The organism is Fusibacter ferrireducens (assembly GCF_015352425.1).
Lineage (GTDB): Bacteria > Bacillota > Clostridia > Peptostreptococcales > Acidaminobacteraceae > Fusibacter_A > Fusibacter_A ferrireducens.
The window spans coordinates 167,056-191,493 of record NZ_JADKNH010000008.1 but is presented as its reverse complement, the minus strand read 5'-3'; the positions used below and the strand labels follow the sequence as shown (position 1 = coordinate 191,493).

General features: G+C 33.3%; 19 protein-coding genes. All 19 read left to right on the top strand.

Annotated features, from left to right (window positions below; genetic code table 11):
- Positions 1–19: 19 nt before the first annotated feature.
- The 19 genes from ISU02_RS14180 to ISU02_RS14090 all read left to right on the top strand — a co-directional run bounded on the left by ISU02_RS14180 (position 20) and on the right by ISU02_RS14090 (position 24,413).
- Positions 20–613, top strand: coding sequence for a zinc dependent phospholipase C family protein (locus tag ISU02_RS14180; protein WP_194702501.1), 594 nt, complete (start codon positions 20–22; stop codon positions 611–613).
- A gap of 30 nt (positions 614–643) precedes the next feature.
- On the top strand, positions 644–865 hold the full coding sequence (locus ISU02_RS14175; RefSeq protein ID WP_194702500.1) for a hypothetical protein: 222 nt from the start codon (positions 644–646) through the stop codon (positions 863–865).
- A 165-nt stretch (positions 866–1,030) separates the two neighbouring features.
- The gene (locus ISU02_RS14170; RefSeq protein WP_194702499.1) at positions 1,031–1,525 is read left to right on the top strand and encodes a GNAT family N-acetyltransferase; all 495 of its coding nucleotides are present in this window, start codon (positions 1,031–1,033) and stop codon (positions 1,523–1,525) included.
- Positions 1,522–3,228 carry a GGDEF domain-containing protein gene (locus ISU02_RS14165; protein WP_194702498.1) on the top strand — a complete coding sequence of 569 codons (1,707 nt, stop codon included), beginning with the start codon at positions 1,522–1,524 and terminating at the stop codon, positions 3,226–3,228. Before ISU02_RS14170 ends, ISU02_RS14165 begins: the two co-directional genes overlap by 4 nt.
- 171 nt (positions 3,229–3,399) lie before the next feature.
- Complete coding sequence (locus ISU02_RS14160; protein WP_194702497.1) at positions 3,400–5,955, top strand: leucine-rich repeat domain-containing protein; 2,556 nt, start codon at positions 3,400–3,402, stop codon at positions 5,953–5,955.
- Between the two features lie 352 nt (positions 5,956–6,307).
- Positions 6,308–7,165 carry a phosphorothioated DNA-binding restriction endonuclease gene (locus tag ISU02_RS14155; protein WP_194702496.1) on the top strand — a complete coding sequence of 286 codons (858 nt, stop codon included), beginning with the start codon at positions 6,308–6,310 and terminating at the stop codon, positions 7,163–7,165.
- A gap of 88 nt (positions 7,166–7,253) precedes the next feature.
- Positions 7,254–7,793, top strand: a complete 540-nt coding sequence (locus ISU02_RS14150) for a hypothetical protein (protein WP_194702495.1) — start codon at positions 7,254–7,256, stop codon at positions 7,791–7,793.
- A 500-nt stretch (positions 7,794–8,293) separates the two neighbouring features.
- Positions 8,294–8,863, top strand: a complete 570-nt coding sequence (locus tag ISU02_RS24480; RefSeq protein ID WP_194702601.1) for a YkgJ family cysteine cluster protein — start codon at positions 8,294–8,296, stop codon at positions 8,861–8,863.
- A 177-nt stretch (positions 8,864–9,040) separates the two neighbouring features.
- Positions 9,041–9,772 (top strand): SMODS-associated NUDIX domain-containing protein, encoded by a 732-nt coding sequence (locus ISU02_RS14140; RefSeq protein ID WP_194702494.1) that lies wholly within the window; start codon positions 9,041–9,043, stop codon positions 9,770–9,772.
- A gap of 8 nt (positions 9,773–9,780) precedes the next feature.
- Entirely contained in the window at positions 9,781–11,292 is a 1,512-nt protein-coding gene (locus ISU02_RS14135; RefSeq protein ID WP_194702493.1) for a nucleotidyltransferase, read from the top strand.
- A gap of 177 nt (positions 11,293–11,469) precedes the next feature.
- The gene (locus ISU02_RS14130; RefSeq protein WP_194702492.1) at positions 11,470–15,159 is read left to right on the top strand and encodes an nSTAND3 domain-containing NTPase; all 3,690 of its coding nucleotides are present in this window, start codon (positions 11,470–11,472) and stop codon (positions 15,157–15,159) included.
- Between the two features lie 162 nt (positions 15,160–15,321).
- Positions 15,322–16,152: a hypothetical protein gene (locus ISU02_RS14125; RefSeq protein ID WP_194702491.1), complete on the top strand. Its 831-nt coding sequence runs from the start codon at positions 15,322–15,324 to the stop codon at positions 16,150–16,152.
- Between the two features lie 317 nt (positions 16,153–16,469).
- Positions 16,470–19,241, top strand: coding sequence for an AAA domain-containing protein (locus ISU02_RS14120; protein ID WP_194702490.1), 2,772 nt, complete (start codon positions 16,470–16,472; stop codon positions 19,239–19,241).
- On the top strand, positions 19,242–20,153 hold the full coding sequence (locus tag ISU02_RS14115; protein WP_194702489.1) for an exodeoxyribonuclease VII large subunit: 912 nt from the start codon (positions 19,242–19,244) through the stop codon (positions 20,151–20,153).
- A gap of 72 nt (positions 20,154–20,225) precedes the next feature.
- Positions 20,226–20,381 carry a hypothetical protein gene (locus tag ISU02_RS14110; protein ID WP_194702488.1) on the top strand — a complete coding sequence of 52 codons (156 nt, stop codon included), beginning with the start codon at positions 20,226–20,228 and terminating at the stop codon, positions 20,379–20,381.
- A 281-nt stretch (positions 20,382–20,662) separates the two neighbouring features.
- Complete coding sequence (locus tag ISU02_RS14105) at positions 20,663–21,847, top strand: hypothetical protein (RefSeq protein ID WP_194702487.1); 1,185 nt, start codon at positions 20,663–20,665, stop codon at positions 21,845–21,847.
- A 361-nt stretch (positions 21,848–22,208) separates the two neighbouring features.
- Positions 22,209–22,712, top strand: coding sequence for a hypothetical protein (locus ISU02_RS14100; RefSeq protein WP_194702486.1), 504 nt, complete (start codon positions 22,209–22,211; stop codon positions 22,710–22,712).
- Positions 22,713–22,929: 217 nt separating this feature from the next.
- Complete coding sequence (locus tag ISU02_RS14095; protein WP_194702485.1) at positions 22,930–23,517, top strand: type IV toxin-antitoxin system AbiEi family antitoxin domain-containing protein; 588 nt, start codon at positions 22,930–22,932, stop codon at positions 23,515–23,517.
- A complete protein-coding gene (locus ISU02_RS14090; RefSeq protein ID WP_194702484.1) occupies positions 23,514–24,413 on the top strand; it encodes a nucleotidyl transferase AbiEii/AbiGii toxin family protein in 900 nt (299 codons plus the stop codon). The genes ISU02_RS14095 and ISU02_RS14090 overlap by 4 nt, the downstream gene beginning before the upstream one ends.
- Positions 24,414–24,438: the final 25 nt, after the last annotated feature.

Below are 24,438 nucleotides of genomic sequence, written 5' to 3'. Positions count from 1 at the left end.
GTGTGTGGGGGTGTAGTAGATGAATTTTATGACGCATATTACAATGGCAAACTTGATCTTCAGTGAAGTTAAAGAGCTTTATGAACTCAATAGAGTCGCTTTCATCTATGGGAATGTCATGCCAGATGTGGACCCTCGGTTTAATAAGACCCCACATATGTTTGATAATGATCTTGAACGTATTCTGGCACTCTCGGAGGAATTGGTGACAGGAGACTTCAGTGTAAACACTTATTCTGTGAGACTTGGTTTTTTATGCCACTACATTTGTGATTTTTTTTGTCTATATCACTCAGAAATATCAAAATTCATTCAGTACAGAGAACATGGTATTTATGAAATTAAACTCCACTTTGTCTTAAAGAAAATGTTGAGATTTCAGTTTTTCAAAACGATGGGGAACGATTTTACGATGCAAGAGGAGGGCAGTATGAGAACGCAAATAATGAGAGCTAGAGAGAGGTACGTTGAGAGCCCGAAAACATATGAAAACGATTTGTTTTATGCAATTCAAACTTCGATTTATGCTTGTAAGGTCATTACAGATTCTATGGTTTACAGAGGCAATTTTGAGATTTATCCTCAGGAGACCCTTTGGACAGATTATATATAGAAGTATTTTGGAAAGGAGGTAAAAAGAACGATGAAAAAAACAGAGGAAAAGAGCCTTGAGCAACGTCGAAGAGAAATTCAATTTCTAGAGGATTATCTTGAAATATACATGGTAAAATCAGACTCAAGACCGACAAAAGATCTCTTTTTAGAAGATTATCTTTTTGAATGCTTAGAGGAAATTGATTGTGATGCCAGTTATGAAGATCCCACATTGTGCAGAGCATATGAGAGCGTTTGTTCACAGAGATGAAAACGCTCTTTCGCTATCATGGATAGTCACATGATAGTAACATACATACTTAGAGTTAATAGCTTATTAGGAAATCAAAATCAATAGAGTTGTTATGAGCCTTTTATTGTAGTAAAATGATTAAAACATAATTTAATCGTTTGATTGATGTAAGGAGGCGTACACATGGATTCAACAGAAGCAATAACCATTCGAGAACATTTAATTGCTGGAGATTTAGGCTATCTAACTTATTTGCATGGAAAAATTTATAAAGAAGAATGCCAGTATGATTTAGAGTTTGAAGGCTATGTCTGTAAAACTTTTTATGATTTTACTTTGAGGTACTCCCAAGAGAGAGATCGATTTTTTATTGCGGAAAAGGATGGCGTCATCATTGGCAATGTTGCCATATTGGGATATAGTGATACCGAAGCTCAACTCAGATGGTTTTTAATAGATCCAGAATATAGAGGCATAGGTCTTGGGCAAAAACTCTTTAAGAGAGCGATGCAGTTCTGTGAAGAGAAGGACTATAAGAAAATTTGGCTTTTAACCACTTCAGATCAAGAAAAAGCATCTTCAATATATGAACGGGAAGGTTTCAAGATGGTGGAGGAGACTTCTCAAGAAATGTGGGGACGCGTTTTAGTTGAGAAACGGTACGAGCTAGATAGATGAAAATAAAAGGATTATTTCTTTACATCATCATTTTAGTGTTGATCGTATTGGGCGCCTCTTTTTGGATGAATGCACATGTTTATAACTCAATGGCGCACATCCCCTTAGTAAACGGCACATCAGATCTTTCCGACTGGCAAGGCAAGCAAAGCAGTTTGACTGGACTGTGGCAATTTTATCCGAACACGAGATACGGAGCGGATCTATCTCATTTACAAAGCCAGTTTAAACAAGTGCCGCATAGCTGGGAAGAAGATGCAGAGCTTAACTTTTCACCCTATGGTGTCGGCGTTTATAAAGGCCTGCTCACTGGATTAGATCCCAGTAAGATTTATGGCTTTTTCATTTATGATGAAGTGACAGCCTATAATTTATATATCAACGACAAACAAGTTGCAAAAAATGGAAATGTAGATCGAAAAATTCCAGAATGGCGCCCGACTGTGGGCGCATTTGTTTCGGATCGTGAAGGTCGAGCTGAGATAGCCATGGAAATTTCAAATGATCATTATTATAGAGGTGGGTTTTGGAATTCCATTGAAATTGGCTTTTATGATGAGATTGTCCAAAACCAGCAAAGGCATCGATTTTTATCAGCCTTTGTGAGTTCAAGTCTCTTTGCAATGGGGGTTTTCTTTTTAGGCATTTTTGTGATGTATAGAAGGCGCGCAGATACGATGTATTTTGCTCTTATCTGTATCTGTATGAGTATTTATAGCTTGCTCATAGTGGAACGCCTTATACACCAACTTACAAACGCCATCTCATGGGATCTCTTAGTCAGGTTGGAGTATGCCACGGGCTATGTTTTACTGCCTCTATTTTGTCTGTTTATCTTAAAGTTATTTCCCACTAAAAAACTTCAAGTTCTTGAAAAGAGTCTCGTGTTGATTGCCATTGCCTTAGGGATAATGCCAATGCTGTTGGATAATCAAATGTACACGTTGATTTTCGCGCCATACAAGTATCTCAGTGTAATTTGCATAGTCATTATAAGTCTAATGCTTGTCAAGGCAATACATGATGGTGCTAAAGGTTCTTATTTAATGTTGACAGCGTGTGCAGTCATAGCGATTGCTCTGATTAAGGAACTTGGCTATCCTAACGAATACAGTTATATTCCCTTTGCAGGACTCGTGGTAATATGGTGTTTTGCACTGATTGTGATTGAACGATTTGCGACGACGGATAAACGCAATCAACTCCTCGAAAGGCGTATTGAACTGGACGAACTGACAGGACTTCGCAATAGAGCCTATATTTTATCCTCCATTGAACGGTATACAGAATCTATTCAAGCGGCAGGTGCTTATTTATTATTTCTTGATCTGGATGGTTTTAAATCTATAAATGATACTTATGGGCATCATGTGGGGGATAAGGTTCTGATAATGGTCAGCAGAGGTTTACAAGTGGCATTGGATCAAGATGATGTGATTGCTCGCTTTGGAGGCGATGAGTTTCTAATTTTGGCTCAGCGTAAAGATCAAGCAGAAATTGAAGCACTGGCTGATAAATTGATCCATGTTGTGGGTGAAGTGGTCTTGGTGGGAGAGCTTGATCTCACTGTAGGCATTAGCATCGGTATAAGTCCCTATATAAAAGGAGATTTACCGAAAGAATGGATTGCCAGAAGCGATCAGGCCATGTATCTGTCCAAACGTGGCGGAAGTAATCGTTATACGATATTAACGCATAAATAGGATTCAAATCGATAATCATAAGAGCAAGGTAGATCATTGCTTTGAATCTTCTGAAAGAGAAACAGGACAGGCTAGTGTTTTTTAAGAGATACTAGCCTGACTTATTTAGACTATGATGTTAGATCGCATTCATGAATTAAAAAAATATATCCAATAAGGAGAGCGCATTCAATGAAGAAAGTTTTATTTTTAATCGTGACATTATGTTTCGCGATGTCATATGCCTGCTATGCAGATGAGGGGTTTTATCTCGATGGGGTCAATGGTAAGATTTATTTTGATGAAACCAGTGACAAGCCTTTTTTTTCTGAAAGTAGATCCATTATGGTTCCAGGGGATGCTATGGCTCAGTTTAATGGCGGGAAATGGACTGTAAATGCCGATGGTACAGTATTTAGTATTGAGCTTGAGGATGTAAAAATCGAGGGTTCATCCAAATCTGATAAAGTGTTGGTGAATGGTCAGGAGACCTTGCTTGAAAATAAACCCATTAGCAAAGCAGGTAAGTGCTATTTGCCTTTTTATGAGATCGATAGACTTTTGGGTTTGGCTTCAATGCAAAAAATAGATTTTGATAACGAAGCAGTGGATTCTAGTGATATCAATTCACGTTACATGAAATGGGATCGTTATGTACCCATTGCAGATGAGCATCTTCTTGATGTTTTATGTGAGATTACAGGCAGCTTTGATAACCAAATTAGAGTGTCTGAGTTGAAAGATTTATGGTCATTGGATTTACGTTCTCATAATGTTGAAGATATTGATTTTGTTAAGTATTGTAGCAACTTATCAGAACTCATTTTGAGTAATACGCAGATTACGGATATTTCACCACTTAAAAATTTAAAGAAACTGCAAAGACTTGATCTAGATGGGAATTACATAGTCGATCTCTCGCCAATTGCTGATCTGACTGAACTTGAAATTTTAGACGTGTCCAGTAATGACATTAAAGATATTTCTTGTTTAAAGCAATTAAGAAAATTAAAAGTAGCTAATTTTATTGGCAACGATATTAGCGATATTTCAATGCTGAAAAATGCGATTCTTCTGGAGCAACTCTATTTGTCTTCAAATCAAATAGAGGATATATCACCATTAGCTGAATTAGAGCATTTAAATAACTTGTGGTTGAGCAACAACAGAATTTCAGATTTAAGTGTATTTGCTCCGGGAAATGGGATTTGCAAGAACCTTCAAATATTGGGTCTCAACAATAATCTGGTGACAGATGTTTCCGATCTACAAAATATTCAATATGAGTTTCTGAGTCTTTATTTAAGCCATAATAAAATTGAAGATATCTCTACTTTAGGACAGGTAAAGAAGCTTCAAGGCTCAGAATATACACAGATGGATCAACAAGGTAACGTCTTTAGAAACTTTGGATCACTGAATTTATCTGAGAACCAGATTACAGATATATCCCCTTTAAAAAATACTAAAGGGCACTATCTGAATCTTTCAGGGAATCGTATTGAAAACATCGACGTTTTATCCAATTGGGATTTTGCAGATTCGATAAAACTAAGTAACAATCAAATTGTGAACATTGGGGCACTGAGTGGTATGGAAAATCTTAATGAATTGGACTTGTCAGGCAATCAGATTGAGGCTATATCACCACTTTTAGAGCTTAAAAGTTTGAAAATCCTCAAATTAGGCGATAATCAAATTTCAGATTTATCGTGTTTAAGCAATCATGACAAATTAGAGATCTTGTCGTTTTACAACAATCAAGTTAAGGATTTGTCCTTTGTCAAGACGCTGGAGAACCTTGAGCGCATTCACTTTGAAGGCAATCCGATTCCCTCTGGAAAGGGACTTGAATCCCTTAAGCTCAGTAAGGTGTTATCTGATGAAATGAATCTAACAAATTGGCGTGCGCATTTAGATAACAGATTAGAGGTATTACCAACGGTATCAACCCTTGAAGGCACTTTGTTCGTAGATGAATTCATAGAGCTTAAAGATAAAGCTGCTCAAAAAGCGATTAATCAAAAGCTACATCACGATATGGATATGCCTGTATTGAGATCGGATGTTCAAGCCATCACTGAATTGAGTTTTGCCACGGATGAGATTAAGGACTACTCTTTTTTAAAATCATTTGATAATCTCAGGCATGTATGGGTTAAAGATGTGGATGAAATAGAAGCGGTCCAAGCAAATGTATCTGAGGCGTGTCGGGTTTTCTTAAATCAAGAAGTTATTTTTGACGATCCTCAGATTGAAAGTGCGATTCGGCATCAGGTTCATATAAAAAAGGGTCCTGTTTACACCGATAGACTCTCTGTAATTCTAGATCTTAAAATAAAGGGTGGCACTTTTACAAGTTTAGGTGCGATAAAAGATTGCATCAACTTGGTAGAACTGACGCTTGATGATGGCAGTCTTAAAGACTTGTCAGGTATTGAAAATTTAAAAGACCTTGTGGATTTATCATTAGACAATAATCAAATTGACGATATTTCATTATTAGGTGAATTGGACAATTTGGTGCGCCTATATTTGGAAAACAATAAAATTGACGACATCAAGCCATTGAAATCATTGGTTAATTTAGAAGAAATAGATTTAGATCATAATAAAGTAGAGGATATAACCGTTTTAAAAGAGTTGGATCAACTCATATTTGTATTTATAAGAGACAATCTTGTGAGCGATGCGGATACGGTTGAGTTCTTAAGAGACCGCGGCGTCTATGTTCATGAGACGGAATAAAGTGCTTGATGGAAAAAGGCTGTGAGAAAATTTTTGACTCTAAGGAAGTGCCTTTTGACTCAAAGGAAGTACCTTATAGATCGGAAAAATCATCTTGAGTTGGTTTTGATGTGAAATGGAAATAGTCAAGAAATAGATTTTAAGTGAATAGTGCTGTATGCGTGTGATAAGCCCCTGTGTCAGAATATGATATGGGGGTGTTTTTGTTGAAGAAATGGGAATTATATGGTGCTCACAGGTAGTGACTATGATATAATAAATCAACTGGGAAAATTGGGAAGATAGATTAATTAGATTACATATAAATGAACATTATGATTTTGCATATAACGGTATTGTGGGGGTACTGGATATGAATACGGCTGAGTTTAAAATAATTATAGACAATCTTAAAATTTGGAAAAAGAAGGGGCAGAGAGCACCACATAAGCCACTTCTGATTTTGCTTGCACTTGCACGGATAAAGAATGGTCAAACAGGATTGGTTTCATATTCTGAGATAAGAGATCCTTTGGAACAATTGTTAAAAGATTTTGGACCGAATCCGCAGTCCTATCATCCAGAACACCCATTTGTCAGATTGACAAATGATGGTATTTGGCAACTGGATAGAGCCAAAAAATATATTAAGATCAAAAATAATTGGTTGATCCAAAATCAAATCAGGGGCGGCTTTAACGAAGAGGTAACCTCACTATTAAAAGCAAACCAATCTCTGATAAGAGAAGCCACAGAAGCTATTTTAGACGCACATTTTGAGCCTTCAATGCATGATGATATTCTATCAGCTGTTGGACTTGAATTTGATTATATCACTAGGATCGTCAGAAAACGTGATGCAAAGTTTAGAGAGCGCATTTTATCTGCATATGATCACAGTTGTGCAGTATGCGGGTTCAATGTAAGGCTTGGACATCAGCTAGTGGGTGTTGAAGCCGCACATATCAAGTGGCATCAAGCTGGTGGGCCAGATAGAGAAGACAATGGCGTGGCACTTTGTTCGATGCATCATAAGCTCTATGACAGAGGCGTTTTCACTATTGCACCTGATAAAAAAGTTATCGTTTCAAAGCGTTCACATGGCACTCATGGTTTTGATGATTGGCTTATGAGGTATCATGGGAAAGCGATTCGGAATCCGATTGAGAGAAGTTTTTACCCTGAGCCTGAGTATATTGAGTGGAATGTGAGGGAGGTTTTTAAGGGGTGAGAGGGGGAAGGCATGGTGGACATTAGAATAGGAAAGGTTTGGGAATAGTTGAATTATGCGTAATTATTAAAAAAGGGGAGCTGTATAAATGGAAAAATTGTTAACATTACCATATTCATTAAGACAATTCATTATTGTAGAACAAGATGAAATAATTGAGGCAAAAAGAAGTGAAGAATTGAAGAAAATTGAAATAGAATCTAATGAGAATACAATTGAAAAGAAAAGTACTTTAAAAACTGTAATAGAAACATTAGCGAAAAGCATGACAATTAGTATGGGTGTAAGTGGAATACTTGTAGAAGTTATTATAAAATCTATTGAAAAGCAAAAAGAGATATCTAAAAAAATTAATGTAAACTATCTATCATACACAGAAACATCAAAATTAAAATTTCATATTGGTCATCCAAGAGAAAATGAATTATACGTAGCACATCCAACAAGAGCTGGAGTATATTATCCGATAAATGATTTTCATAAAAAAGTTTTTGAACATAAATTTGCTGAATTAAATTCTTTATTAATGAATTTAGGTGCAAAAAAAATAGAAGTAGAATATATTTCAGGATGGGATTTTGAAGCAATGTCTCAACTCGATGTACCAGTAAAAGGTGGGGAAAACTAGGCGGTAAAATATTGAATAGTAAGAGAATAATTCATTAAAATTACCTGAAAATCTAGCTTGGTACGATTTTGAACCTACTTGGCAAAGTGTTGGAGAAGGTAGATTGAATCATAATCTTTTAAATTTCAATTTATTGTTAGATTACAATGCTGATTTTGGAATTAATGCCAATTTGTATGCGATGGTATCTAACATAGGCTTTGGAACGAAAAATTCATTTAGTAAAAAAGAAAGTACTACATGGAAGGTGCGCGGTGAATTTTAATAACTACGAACACGCCGATTACCAAAATCACTCTGATGTCAAAGTCCTTGCGAGGCAAGGCCAGCGCCACTTTTGCCCTAAGGGTCAAAAGGAGTGACTTCGGTAATCGCGGGAACGTTATGCAACAAACAGACTAGGAGAATTGTATGTTTGAAAATTTTAAAAAAAAGAGAAAAATTGTGAAACTTCATAACAGAGTTAATGAGGAAATTATTTTAAAAGCTCCTTTTTTGAAATAAGAACGAATAGTGATATTAAGACGTTTTCTAAATGGTATTCTAATGAAATAGATGCCATATTTAAAATTGTTGACAACTTAGAAGAATTAGAGATCAAAAATAGCTGTGGAGAAGAGTGTGCTGTATGTTGTAGTCAATTTATTATCGTTAATCCGGTAGAATACGAGAACATAAAATATTACTTAAAACATATTGATAGAAAAATTAAAAACCAAATTAAGGAAAAATCAATAATAATATGCACTGATTTAATGTTACAAGGTTATAAGTTGACTTATACAGTTCCTTATGACAGAAAAGAAGTCGCGAAATTACAGAAGAATTATAAATATCCATGTCCATTATTAATTGATTCAAAATGTATTATTTATGAAGTACGACCTTTAACGTGTGCAATATACAGAAATTATGGTGAGCGTAAAGAATGCTATGAGAATAAATTTTCTCCTTTAAGTTATTCTCACTTAAATATAGAGAGCTTTATGACCAAAATTATTTCTCAAGGGTATCACACTAATAAAAAGGAATATAGTCTAATGGCAAAAGTATTGAATGATATTTTGTAGCAAAATATTTTAGTTCGTCGCATAACATGTCAGTTTCCAACATTCCTTCCGATGATACGGCTCTTGTGAGGCAAGTACAGCGCCATTTTTTTCCGCTAAGGCGTTAAAAAGAAGGAACATCGGAAACTGCGGGAACGGTATGGTGAAATCAAAAGGATAAATTGGATGGAGGCACATATGAATCGAAACATATTGACTATTATTTTATCAATATTTTCTGGATTGTTAACAGCTTTAATAATATACTCATTAAAATTTATAAAAGAAAACTACGGTTCGATAAACATTGCATTAAAAGCTCTCATTAATTACAACAAGCACATTAGATTCAGTATGTCCTACATATTTAGAATAAAAATTGATACCAAATATTTACTGATAAAAGGTAAAAGGATTGAACAATATCAACCTGTTGGAGGAGTATACAAGATATACAATAAGGAAAAATTGTCACAGTTCAATACACGTGATGATAAAGAGATGCCCATTGATACAACTAGTAGAGATGACCTAAGAGTTAGAGTTCCAGGTAAAAATGTTTTGAAGTTTTTAAAATGGTTTCATAATAGAACTGACCGAGAGATAAGCGTTCATAGAGAGTTTATAGAAGAGTTAGTTAGACCGAGTTTTGTCACTTTTTCTTCATTTAGTGAGTTCAAACCAGTATACATTTGCAGTAAATGTACTGGGATTAAATACTCAAAATACATGAAATGCAACGAATTACTTCACTATGATGTTTTCGAACTAACTTTAACAGATTGTCAAAAAGAGGAAATATTTAAAGTTATTGAAAGAGGAACTTTAGAACTAGCTTTAGTAAGTGAAGACCAAATTGAAAGAGAATCACTGGACTTGAATGGAGTGTCAACTAAAATAGGCGAACATGCCAAGTACCTGCTAAGTTAGGAGGAATTATGCTTTTAGGTATTGATCAGCTAGAGGATTATTTTCGAGAAATAGTTTCGAATATTGATATTTCCGAAAGTTATTATGAAAAAGCAAACAAAAGCTATCAATCATTAGCAATGTGGTTAAGTAGAGAAAATTCAGAAATAAGGCAATACAGCCCGGATCTAACTTTGCAAGGTTCTTTTAAATTAGGGACAGTTATTAAGCCAATTAGTGAAGAAATCAATTATGATGTTGATGTTGTTTGTAAATTGGAACGACTTTCAAAAAGAGATATAACACAAAAGCAACTTAAGACTCTTTTAGGTAGCGAAATCATTAGCTATGCAAAAGCGAATACCATGAATAATGAACCTGAAAATGGAAAACGATGTTGGACTTTGAATTATCATGATGAAGCTCAGTTTCATATGGATATACTTCCATGCGTTGATGATAGAGCAAGTTACAAAAATCTTTTAGAAAATGCATCGCTTACATCAAACTATAAAGAGTCTGCAATTGCAATCACCGATAAAAGCTCCCCTTATTATTCAAAAATCTCATCAGAATGGGAAATTAGTAACCCAAGAGGTTATTTTGAATGGTTTAGAGTGCAGATGCAGTTTATTCGAACAAAAGAATTACTGGCAAAATCAGTGAAAATGAGTATTGAGCAATTACCAGATTATAAGGTAAAAACACCACTTCAAAAATCTATACAGATACTGAAACGTCATAGAGATTTCATGTACAAAGACAATGTGGGTGTAAGACCATCATCTATAATAATTACAACTCTTGCTGCACAAGTCTACAATGGTGATGAAAGAATAGTTGGTGCACTCGAAAACATAGTTACACGACTTTTAGAACCTATTTCGATGATCGGTGATGATTATTATATTCCAAATCCTGCAAATCCACTTGAAAACTTTGCTGACAAATGGAACAAGAAGCCAAGTTTAAGAAACGAGTTTTTAAAATGGGCTAAGCAATTGAAATCTGATTTTGCATATTTTAATACTGATGTTCAATATTATGGAGACAACTACCTGAAAAGGCTAGACACTATATTTGGTGGTATTAGTAATCGACTATTTGGTAAGTCAATCACAGCAGTAACACCGTATATTGAGCATAAGCAAAGACCACGTTGGAAAGTACTAGATGAAAGAAACGTTTTTATTAGGGGGTTCAAGAAAAAGAAGGGATTTAGCAAATATCGTCAATTTACAAGCGGAGAGTTTTTAAACAAAGGTACAGATATTAGATTTGAAGTCATTGCTGAGAACATTAGAAGCTATGAGATTTATTGGCAAGTTACAAATACTGGTATGGAAGCACGAAGAAATAACACATTACGAGGTGGCTTCTATTCGGGTGAAATTGTTGAAGGAAAAAGGATTCGTGATGAAGAAACTAAATATACTGGAAGTCATTTTGTGGAATGCTATATTGTAAAAAATGATATTTGTTATGGAAAAAGCGAACCATTTCTAGTCAATATAACCGATCGAATTTTATTTGATTGGTAACCGCCCTTTAAAAACACCTAACACGCCGATTACCTAAAGCACTATGATGTCACAGTCCTTGCGAGGCAAGGTCAACGCCAATTTTCCCTAAAAGGATAAGGAGTAACTTTGGTAATAGAGGGAACGTTAGGCGCAATTCTAAACGCTTGGGTGTAATACTTAGTTAAGGAGGTATACATGAGTCAATTAAACAGAATCGAAAACAAACTTCTAGAGATGGAAGCTGGTCGATTTCAGATGTTGTGCAATGAAATCCTGATAAAGCTCAATTATGGGAATGTTACTAATTCAGGCGGTCAAATTGGGACAGATAAAACGATTAAGGGAACTCCTGACTCGTATATTCTTCTTAACACCGGAAAATTCATATTTATAGAGTATTCAGTTGCACAGAAAAACCTTTTGAGTAAATTTGAAGAGGACCTGCGAAAGTGTTTTGATCAGAAAAAGACAACAGTTCAAATCGAAGAAATTGAAATGATTATACTAATGTACAATAGTGTTCTATCAGTGGGAGAAGTAAGTACGTTAAATAAAATTTGCATGGATCATAAAGTAAAATTTCGAAAATATGATATTAGCAATATTGCGTTGCTACTTCAAGATAAGTTTCCGTACTTAGCAGAGGAATATTTCAACTTACAAATGAGTACAGGTCAATTTTTAGACAAATCGTCATTTGTACAAAAAAGTAAAAAAGCTTTGCTTTCAACTCCACTGGATATTGAACTAAAAGGACGAAATGATGAGCTTTTAAATCTTATGAGCTTAATTGAAGAACAGAAATTTGTTCTCATTGCCGGTAAATCGGGGGTAGGAAAGACTAGACTAGGAATCGAGTCAATTGAGAAATTTTGTAATAAGCATGTTAACTATACGCCATGGTATGTAAGAGATATAGGAGCTGGTCTTTACAGAGATCTAATTAGATACACTCAGTACGGAAAACATATAGTATTCATTGATGATATTAACAAGCTAACATCAATTGAATCAGTACTTGAGTATTTATCAGAGAACAAGGATAGAATCAAGCTTGTAGCAACTGTTCGAGATTACGCTTTAAAGAGTACTGTATCGAAAGCAAAGCAGTTCATAATTCCAGATATAATAGCAGTTGAATCACTTGAGGATAAGTATATCGAGGAAATTTGTAAATCTGAGTATGAAATACACAACAACGCTTACTTAAATAGAATCACGAAGTTAAGTAAGGGGAATCCTCGTATAGCAATAATGATGGCAATCATTGCTGCCAAAGAAAATTCGTTAAAGAGTATATCAAACATAAGTGAATTATTAGAAGTTTACTACTCGGATATTTCAAGAAAACTTTCTGATACAGATGATGATAACATACTTAAAGTACTGGGAGTTATTTCGTTTCATGATAAGTTACATTTAGAAGATGCTAATACTTTAGAAGAATTATCAAAACTATTAAAAATTAATGTTAGTGAAATAAAAAACTGTGTTGATATGCTTTTCAGAATGGAGCTAGTCGATATCTATGAAGACGAAGTGGTTAGAATTTCTGATCAAATTCTATCCGTGTTTGTGTTTCATTACGTGTATGAGGTCAGAAAAGCTATAAGATATGATGAGGTATTCAAACTATATTTTCCGAAATACTCTCAGAGGATATTTCAAAACATTAATTCAATTACAACCTATTATGGTAACATAGATTTTTTTGTAGAGTGTATTGATTTAGTATGGCAAGAATGGAAAAAGTGTGGGAATGAAAATTTCCACACATTGCTTTTGACATGTTGGTTCGTTAGAGAGCTAGAAACTATAACATATATTAAATCTTCTTTTGAAAAGTTAGTTGTTCAACCTGAAACGCTAGATGATTACGTTTTAGAGCGCAATTTTAATGAGAAAATTTCAGATGAAATTCAGGCATTATGCTATATATCCTCTAGTGAACATTACGAGTATGCTTTAGACTTAATATTGCTATATCTAGAAAAATGTAAAGGTGATATAAAAAATATTAGTAGCGCGCTAATAAGACATTTCGGTTATACGAAGTCATCTTACTATCAAGGATATCAAATACAGTTCACTCTGTTAGAGAGAATCATTAAGTTATTTGAGAGTCACGATATTGTTTGGTATCAACTCTTTGTTAATATAGCTACTCATTTATTACAATACGATTTTGAGTATACCGAATCTAATGATGGTAAATCATTTTCGTTCACCCAAATGGCTGTTGTAAATGTTGGAAAAATGAAAGAAATTAGAGCACGAATCTGGGATGTTATTTCAGATTTATTAGCGAATGATAACCTAAAACCTTTTGCTTTGAATATTCTGAAAGAGCTTAAATTCGGACGATTCATAGGCAGTGAGTCAGAATTATATGAAAGCGATTTTGATCAAATAAAATACAAAGTTTTGAGCAACATAAATTCTTCAAGTTTTCATGACTTGACCATTTTGGATAGTTTAGAGAAAAATGTATTCTATCATATTGGCTTAAGTTTTGAACTTGAACAGATATCTAATTCTAAGGAGTTTTTGCAGTATCGAGTTCTGAGAAAAAGTTATCTTGAACTGAGTAAGGATTATGATGAGGGGCGAAGGGAAAAGCGATTACTACTTAAAAACTATATAGAGCATTATGATTATATTGATTTTCTTGAGTTGTTTAAAACATGTAGAGTAATTGAATCAATGTCAATTGATAAATATGAAATAAACGAGTCTATAATTACAATTATTGACTTAGTGGCAGATGACAGCGTCGAGGTACTCTTAAAAGCATTTGCTGATACTGATACTCCAATTCTCATTGATCCAAGTCATTTAATAGCGAAATTTATCGAAGTACATGGAAAGAAGAGAATGTTAGAGATATTAGAACAAACAGATTTTAAATTGAAAGAGTTTTGGTACTACAGTTATTACTCCGTTTTAAAAATAGAGAGTATTTCTCAATCGGATTATGATCTATTAATTTCACATTTTGATAGGTTTAATAAAATAACTTCGGGCTATATTAGGCGTTTAGATTTCTTAGAGAATTATAAGCGTTTTAATAATGATATATATCCATATTTTATAAGTATAATTATCTCAAAAGATGATAAGGAAATGAATAGAATTTTCTTCTATTTTCTATTTTCACGTAACGAAAATGATTTAAAATTACTTACTCAAAATTTTAGTTCTTCACATAAACTACTTATTGATGTTTACTTGCTTATACTAGGTGATTTTGACTTCAATGATTATAATGGTAATGTTTTTAGACATTTATATAAGCTTGATACTGATCTATTTTTGAAGGTATGTGAAGTAATTTTTAAGGAGAATAAGTATATATCACGACATAATATTAATTTTGACTTCTCAGTACTATGGGAATTGGAGTATGAGCAAATTGAACAAGTGTTTGATTTTGTTATTGAGCGTTATTGTGCTAGATACTTTGGAGATAATTTCGAAGTATTATTCAAATCGTATGGGAATAGGGCTACAGATGAAGCAAATCAGGATGCTATACTAAAGAAATATATTCGAAGGTATAACAACGATATTGAAAAAATGGAGATCATTTATAGTGCAATTGGTAACTTATCTGTAGCAAGAAGAGTAGAGTTAATTGTATATTTCATGGAAGTGAATAAGTCGTTTGAAATGTTTGCTAAACTTCCCATGCGCAAAAAAGTTGAGGGTTGGAGTGGTAGCGAAGTTCCATATGTTGAAAACAAAATATCGTTCTACAGGTTAATAGATAAAAATATTAATTCATTTGAACTTTTGGAGCATAAAGAATATATACACGCTAGGATTCAGAACTTGGAACGTAGTATTAAAGAAATTCGAGTTAGAGAGTTTTTGCGAGACTACTAACGCGTTTAGAACAACGCCTAACACGCCGATTACCGGAAATTTCTCTGATGACACAGTCCTTGTGAGGCAAGGCCAACGCCACTTTTTGTCCTAATGGTCAAAAGGAGTGACTTTGGTAATCGCGAGAACGTTAGGCGAAATAGTTAAAGTAAGGAGGCGAGAATGAAACAGGATATTAAAATAGACTGGACCAATCTATTACTTATGCAACATGACATACTAGGTTATCCTCAAAGTAATTTTGTTGTTACGCCATTAGAATATCTAAAATATTCAAAACAAGATTTAAAAGAGGAAACTGAACGTGGTCTAATAAATTCCATTGGCAATTCTAAAAGAGCAATTGATTGTCAAGTTGACTTATTGATTGAAGCTTTAGGATTTAAAAGTGAGCTGTTTGACAATAAAAATTCATATAGAAATGTTAAGAAGTTTATACGTGAAAATTATGCTGGGAAAAACTCAAATGGATTAACTGATAAATTGAGGTTGTTACAAATATTAAATATTGCACCAGTTATATTAATATCACAGATAAGAAATTTGAGGAATACAATTGAGCATGATTACCAAAAACCCAACAAAAATTCTGCTGAAGAAGCGGTAGAAATAGCTGAATTATTTGTTCATGCAAGTGGGAGCATATTTGAAAATTCATATGGAAGTATTGTTTTTGGAAGTAATTTCAAGATCAAAACTGAACTAACTGTTGAGAAAAAACCATTTTCATATTACACACTTTTACCTGAGTACTGTTTCTTAGAACTTAATCATTATCGAGATAAAAAATTGAGATTACATCTTATAAAAAACAGTCATCGTAGTTTTCCGGCCACACATTATGGAGAACCGATTATAGATTTTTTACCAGAAGATAAGCTATACCCTATTGCACTGAAAATATTATTTTGTGAAGAATATCAATTATTACCTCAATTATTAGAGCATGAGATTGATAGTAAGTTCGTTAAATATAAGCTTGACGATATTTAACTACTTCGCCTAAGCTCAACACGTCGATCGTTCTATGCCAAGTTTGATAAGGGGTATATACCAAAAAACTCATATCACGATCAAACGGATATAAGTCAATTATACGAACACGGCGATTCCCACCATTCCCATTGATGTCACAGCTCATGTGAGGCAAGAAAAGCACCATTTTTCTAGCTAAGGCGTTAAAAGAAATGAACTTAAGTAATCACTAAATCATAAAATACATGTCCAACAAGCACTTGAATTAGAATGATCTCATTAAGATAAATAAAATATAAAAGTTCAGTTAATAAAACAAATGAGGTAAAAAAATAATGCAATATGTGACTAACTTAACCCATCTTATAATAGAAAGATCAATAAGTAGTGGTGAAATTAAGGATAAAACAGATAGCATCGCTACTTATAAAAAAGATAAGACTGGGTACACAGTAAAATTTAAATCGTCACCAAAGGAATATCGGTATAAAGATCAACGGATGAAAGTTTTAACAGATCCAACCAAGATCGATAGTGAGAACCAAATTATAAAAGTATTTGGAAAGCAAGTGGATAACATAGAAAGAGTCCTAGATTTTGGTTATAGAATCAAATTTTTCTTTAATGATGGGAGCACTAATATTTACAAGAGAGAGTTTGTTAAATTTGAACAGTCGAAATTCTTCAGACCAGAAGTTACAAACTTGCTGGATTACTTTAAGGCGATTGCGGTACATCAAAAAAGCGAAGAATATCAGGAGTCTTTTTTAAAGAAAGAATTAGATAGTATTAAAAATTTACCGAATGAAGCAGTCTTGACAGGTTATTTGACGAAAAGTTTGATTACAGGTAAATCAAGTGATGAAATATTAGTATTTCCATTTGGTATTAATAAAAGCCAAAAAATTGCAGTGGAAAGGGCTTTAACTCATAAGATAAGTGTTATTCAAGGACCACCGGGTACTGGTAAAACTCAAACGATACTTAATATAATTGCCAACATAATACATCAAAATAAGAATGTAGCCATTGTCTCTGGAAATAATTCTGCAACAGATAATGTTTATGAAAAACTGGTTAAAAATGATTATGGGTTTTTAGCAGCACCTTTGGGAAACAAGAGTAGAACAGAACAGTTTTTTGAACAAAGCAAAGTAGCAAGCATGGATACAAGTAAATGGTCCCAAAAAGATTCTCAATTGGAAGATCTTCAAAAGAAAGCACTTAAGTCGTTGAAGGATTTAACAGTTCAACTGGATTTAATCAATGAACGTGCATTGCTGAAAGAAAGATACTCTAAATTGAGATTAGAGCAAAAATATTTTATGAATGAAAAAACACAAGTTGAATTTGATATAAAAAAATATATATTGCGGAAGACTTGGAGTAGCAAGGACTCATTGAAATTCCTGTCTTTACTTGAACATATAGATATGCGAGGTGGCAAGTATACGCTGTTTGACCGTGCAAAAATGTTGGTTAAATATAGATTTTACAAATCAGATATTTCAAATATTGTGAACGAAGACTTAGCCAATCAGATACACCAGTATTATTATAAAAAAGCAATAGAAGAGTGCTTAGATCGATTAAAAGAGATCAAATCTAAATTAGATCATGGTAATTTCGATAAAATCATGGAGACCTATCGTGAAGAATCTGAAATCCTTATGAAGAATGCCATCTTTAAAAGGTATCAAAAAAAATCCGCTCTAAAGTTTGATAAAAAAACATATAAGACGAATTTTGATGATTTTATAAATCGATATCCAGTAGTTTTAAGCACGACAAATTCTATACGTCGAAATAAGCCAAATAATTTTCTTTTTGATTATCTGATTATTGATGAAGCTTCACAAGTGGATTTAGTCACAGCTATAATTGCGATGTCCAGTTGCAAACACATAGTGATTGTAGGAGATCCAATGCAATTACCTCATATTGTAAATACTGAGATGAAAAAAATTAATGATAAATTAGTGAATGCATTGAACATAGATGATGAATTTGATTATTCTAAATATAGTATAATTGATTCAATACAATTGATTTATGGAGATGACATTCCAATAACAATGCTTAAAGAACATTATCGGTGCCATCCTCAGATTATTAGATTTTGTAATGAAAAATACTATGACAATAATCTTGTTATAATGACCTCAGAAAATAAAGATGATAAAGTCTTGAGTCTATATAAAGCAACGCCTGGAAATCATGAGAGAGAGCATCCAAGTGGTGGCTATATTAACATCAGGCAGATAGAGGTTATGAAGGATGAAGTGTTGCCAGCACTTAAGTCGGAATCACAGAATATTGGGATTGTGACACCTTTTAGGCAACAAGCAAATGAAGCTGTAAATATAATTAGCAGTGATGAGATTTTAATAGAAACGGTTCATAAATTTCAGGGACGGGAAAAAGAAGTCATAATTATAAGTACAGTTAGGTCTAGGCCAGACAACTTCATTGATGATAAAAAAATGGTAAATGTTGCTGTTTCAAGAGCTATAAAAAGTCTAATTGTTGTAACAAATCACGAATTTATTGCAAAACATGGAAGCAATATAGGGGACTTAGTTAAATATATTGAATATACAGGCGAAGGTGCAAATATTATTAACAGCAAGAGAATTTCAATTTTTGATTGTCTCTATACGGACTATGCAGAAGCCCTCACCCCTTTTTTAAATAAGATGATTAATATCTCTGAATTTAAATCAGAAAATCTTATGGGTACTTTGATAAAAGACGTTTTGAAGGAAGATAAGTTCAGATCATTGAAATGTCTAATTCACTTTCCGTTGAAATACTTGATTAAATCCGATCATAGCTTATTACCTGAGGAAATCAGGTACGCAAAGCATCCGTTTACACATGTGGATTTTATTGTATTTAATAAGTTGAATAAGGAGCCAATTCTTGTAATCGAAGTGGATGGTTATGAATATCATAAAGAGGGAACTGATCAATATCGCAGAGATAGACTAAAAGATGGTATACTTGACCATATTAATTTGCCAATAATTAGATTTTCAACAATAGGTAGCAATGAAAAAGAAAAATTAATACTAGCATTAGATAACGCAATGAATGAGGAGGCATAAATGGAAAATAATTTGCCAAGAGAATTAGTTGAAAAAATGACTTCGTATTTAGGAAAAGAAATGAGTCAAAATAATTTTCATCTACATAGAGAAAAAGTATGGCAAAGAATCATAGATCAATTTTATAAAGAAAATAAAACGGAAGTATTTGTAAAAGGTACTGTAGTTAAAATAAAAGACATAGGTCCAGTGGGGAGAAACTTTGAGATAAAAGATGCTCAAGGACAAACCATTACGATTTATTGTCAAAATATCAGAATAATGAAGAATACGGTTACAATAGGTTCAACGATTGGCGTAAAAGGTTATTACAATTTATATAAGAATGATTATAGACATGATGGAGAACTTCAAATTAAAGCAAATGAAATTACGAATTTGGAAGAAACCAGATGGGATATACAGCCTTTTAAAGAATTTATTGATGAAAATAGAAAACGTCATAAAATAAGATTTTTCGCAAAAAACAAAAATAAACTGGCATTAATAACCTCAGAAAATAGTGAGGCCAGAGAAGATATAAAAAAAGTACTGTGTAAGCATTATAAAATAGAGGAACATTTTGTAAATCTCTTTGATGTGGACAGTATTTCAAAAAAAATTGAAGCGTTAGATGAAAGCGATTGTGATATTATCCTTATTTCAAGAGGTGGTATGGATAGATTAAGTGTGTTTAATGCTTATTCAATACTCAATGCGATTTACAAATCTTCGAAACCATTGGTTACAGCTCTTGGGCATGCTTCATTTTCTTCATTAGCAGATATTGTTGCAGATTATTCTTATAATAGTCCATCCGCAGCGGCTTATGAGCTGAATGGGTTGAGAAAGAAATACAGTAAAATTAGAAACAGCATTATTTTAACTTTACTCGTGTGCCTGATTGGCATATGGCTAATCAGGCAGAGATAATATTTAGTTGTTAAATAAATAGGGACTGACCACATTATACTAAAAATTTATGTTCACCCAAGGAGCCCCCCCATGTCCAACCACCTAAAACTCTACGAATCCATCATCAATCAAGCCCTATCAGACGAGATTGATCAAATCATAGAGACAAAAGCAGTTCACAAAAATGCACTTGAAGCACCAACTTCAGGGGGCTTTTTTGGCATCCTATCTACAAACGGTGATTGAAAAAGGTTTCAGGCATTTTAAAACATATCATGAGGATTTGAAAAAGCAAATCGAAATTGCGAATCTGTTGATCAGTCAGTTTAAAATGCTTGTAAGATGGAGGGTGTCGAGCACCAATGAAGGAAGTTGGGTGCAAAAAACTGGAAGGATAGTGTCCGACACCAAAAGGAATTCGAATGTGAGGGAGGTTTTTAAGGGGTGAGGGCTGGAATTTAGAGGAAGAGTTGTTTGGGGATTATGACGGTAGACGAGATACTTTATCACCCTATATTGGAGGAGAAATGAGAACATTCAAAAGATTTGTGTATAGGACAGACAAAAAAGCTAGTGATGGTGAAATTTTGGCTCAAATGCAAAATGTTTTGATTGAGAATAACTACAATTACTCATCATTTTATTTCTATTTCTCAGATAATAATAATTTGAATAATCGTTCAAATATAGATAGAATCATAAAAGAATATCCATACTTAGCAGCTTTTGAAATTAAAGACTATACAAACAAGCCGTTTAAACCTGAAGATAGAATTGTATGTAATTATGACAAATTGTGGAGTGGATTTGAAAATAACTATAATGCTTCGAAATTTAAACTTGAAGACATCATTCAAATAGCTTATGGAATAAGGAAAAAGTATTATTTTTATGAGAGTTATTATAATTTTTATAATATTAATTGGGGCATTGATACAAAACCAAGCAATCCTTTATATCCTTTTGAAAGAAGTCCTTTAAGCTTGGACCCAGCAAATGATAAACTGAGTTATTCATCTTCCTTATATCTTGTCAATGATTGGTGGTATCCGACTAGATATAGAAGAATAGTTGCTATAGTGGAGTTTAATAGCAATAGCAACTATAAATTAGAACTAAAGAAAATTGAGGAGAAGTTATCAAAGTTAGGCAGAAAAGAGGAAAGTAAAGTTGTAGTTGAAATGACGCTAGAAGAGATTGCAAGTAGGAAAAGCAAAGAAATAGATATTAAGAATCAACTAGATTTAATTAAGTTAGAAGTAGAAAGTAATATAATACCCAATAAAATTCCAATATATCCAAATGATCCATCAAAATCACAAGTAGTTGAAGGCAGTGTATCAGTAAAAGAGTCATTAAAGAGAGCGTTTAAAAATACTAAATATAGTTATGACAGTAAATCATCTGCGTTAGGTTTTTCTGTTCTTAAACGAGTAACAAATAACAACAATATAATATATGTTCAAGTTGATAGTGGGACTTGGTCTAGATCAATATCCTGTAATATTGTTGTTCAGTATTATGGAATTTCACATTATCAACAGATTAATATTATGAATTCTAAATATAGTGGGACAGGACATTTTGGTAATCAAACTGATGTAGATAATATCGTTGATAATATTCACATAATACTAGAAGAGTTAGAAGAGACAAAAATTAGAGATCTAGATGAACTTATGGGAGTAAGTCCAGCATTTTTTCTAACATAGTGTACCTTATCGAACTTCGAATTCACAAAAATGGCCAGTTGTTACTGTAAAACAGTCCCAGCGCAAAGTATTTCTCTGCGGAGTCAGACGGGCAACCTGATAATAATCAAAATGGAAATATCATAGAATTTTCTAATGATTATGATATTGCATTTAAGAATGTAAAAAAATTTATTTATGAAAGGATTATAAAGTCGCCAGTTGTTGCTATAAGTAAAGCAAATGAATATAAGTATAATAAGTACGGAAAAGAAAGAGTAATTATCGACTATATTCAATGGTTTGGTGATGCAAAAGCAATTGCTGAATATGAAGAAATAAAAAATAGATAATAGCTAATATTCCCCCAAGGAGCCCCTTCATGTCCAACCACCTAAAACTCTACGAATCCATCATCAATCAAGCCCTATCAGACGAGCTTGATCAAATCATAGAAACAAAAGCAGTTCACAAAAATGCACTTGAAGCACCAACTTCAGGGGCTTTTTTGGCATCCTATCTACAAACGGTGATTGAAAAAGGTTTCAGGCATTTTAAAACAGATCATGAGGATTTGAAAAAGCAACTCGAAATTGCGAATCTGTTGATCAGTCAGTTTAAAATGCTAGTAGAGGATGAGACCATAGATCAATATAGGATTTCAGAGGATCAGATTTTGAGGGGGATCACGGATAAGCTTGTTAAAAAAGAAAGATTCCTCGAACAAATCCCACAATCCTCTGTTGCCATAAGCAGTTTTGAAACTTATTGGAATCTAGGCGAATTTCAATCCTTTGATCCTACAAAAGAAGTGGACAAAGATCGTCTTAAATACTGCTTGGTCTCACATCGACACCAGAAAGACTTGGTGATGAAAATATCTTAGCCAGCTGACATCAGAAGAACAGCTCAATCCAGATTATTGAGTGGTGAGATTAAATTCATTTTTGTTGTGGACCTCTATATCGAGGATTGTGAAACATTAGGACATACTTTGTTATTTAAAACAAATGCGGCTATTTCTCGAATTAGCCGCATTTGTTTTAAATAAGTATTGATATTTTAAATATAAATGGATACAATATCTTTATGGAGGATTTAAAATGAATAAAGAAATAACGATTCCAAAAGATAAAAAAATATATAACACTGGTGACTTAATGGCCCTAGGGTTAAGTTATTATAAAATAAATAAATTAATAGAAGAAGAAAAGCTTGTTAAATTGAATAAAAGCCATTATGAAAATCTAGAATTTCAAGGGGAGGATAATGATTTTTATTATGTGTCAGCCTATGCACAAACAGGTGTTATCTGTCTGTTGAGTGCAGCTATTTATTATGACCTTACAACCTATAGACCAGATGCTATAGACGTTGCAGTTCCAAAGAAAAAAAATATAACAACGCTTCCTGAATGGCCAATAATTAAAATATATTATTTTGATAAGGATAGGTATGATTTGGGAGTGAATCAAATTGATATTGGAAGAAACCAATTTAAAATATACGACAAGGAAAAAACTGTTGTTGATATTGTATATTATCGCAATAAAATAGGCATAGAAGAGACAAAAGAAATTCTAACTAATTATCTGAAACAATCAGAAAGAAATATTAATCAGCTTATTCGATACAGCAAGCAATTGAAATGCTATGATATTTTAAGTACTTATTTGGAGGTGATGATTTGATTAGTGCAGATTCAGTAAAGGAAAAGCTGAAAAATCAAGCAAAGAAACAGGGTAGATTATTTCAAGATGAGTTGCTAGTATACTGCTTAGAACGCACCATATATCGGATATCAATGTCCAAATATAGTGAGAATTTTACATTGAAAGGCGGTATTATCTTATATGCAATTTTTAATGGTGAGTTTTCAAGAGCCACTAGAGATATTGATTTATTGGCAAGGGCATTGAATAATGAAGTTGAAGTTATGACAAAGGTGTTTGAAGAAATATTTGCAATTGAAGCGGATGATGCCATCAAGTACAAAAAAGAATCACTAGTCACAAGCACAATTACGGAGTTCAAGGAATATCAGGGAATTAATGTCAAGGTCATGGCAATGTTAGATAGAACACTGATACCAGTTTCAATAGATATTGGATTCGGGGATGTTGTTCATCCGGAACGGGTTAAGATGGAATTTCCGGTTTTGTTAGAAATGGATGCACCAATAATTTATGCTTATTCACTTGCATCTGTGGTTGCTGAGAAATTTGAAGCAATTGTATCTTTAGGATATGCTAATAGTAGATATAAAGATTTATATGATATATTTATATTGAGCCATCAATTTGACTTTAATGGATTGGAATTAAGTACAGCAATTGCAGAAACTTTCAAACACAGAAATACAGCGATGGATGATATTGTCATCTTTGAAGAGGGCTTCTCGGAAGATAGAACACGTAACTCAAGATGGAAATCCTTTGTGGGTAAAAAGCGTGCGATTATGCAGATTGAGCTGTCAGAGGCTATCAATGGTATTCGTATCTTTGTGGATCCAATAATTGAGGGCATTAGGAATGAGAACTTTTATATTGCAGAATGGAACCATAATGAAAGAAATTGGAGATCATGATGGTTAATATACATATAAGGAGAAT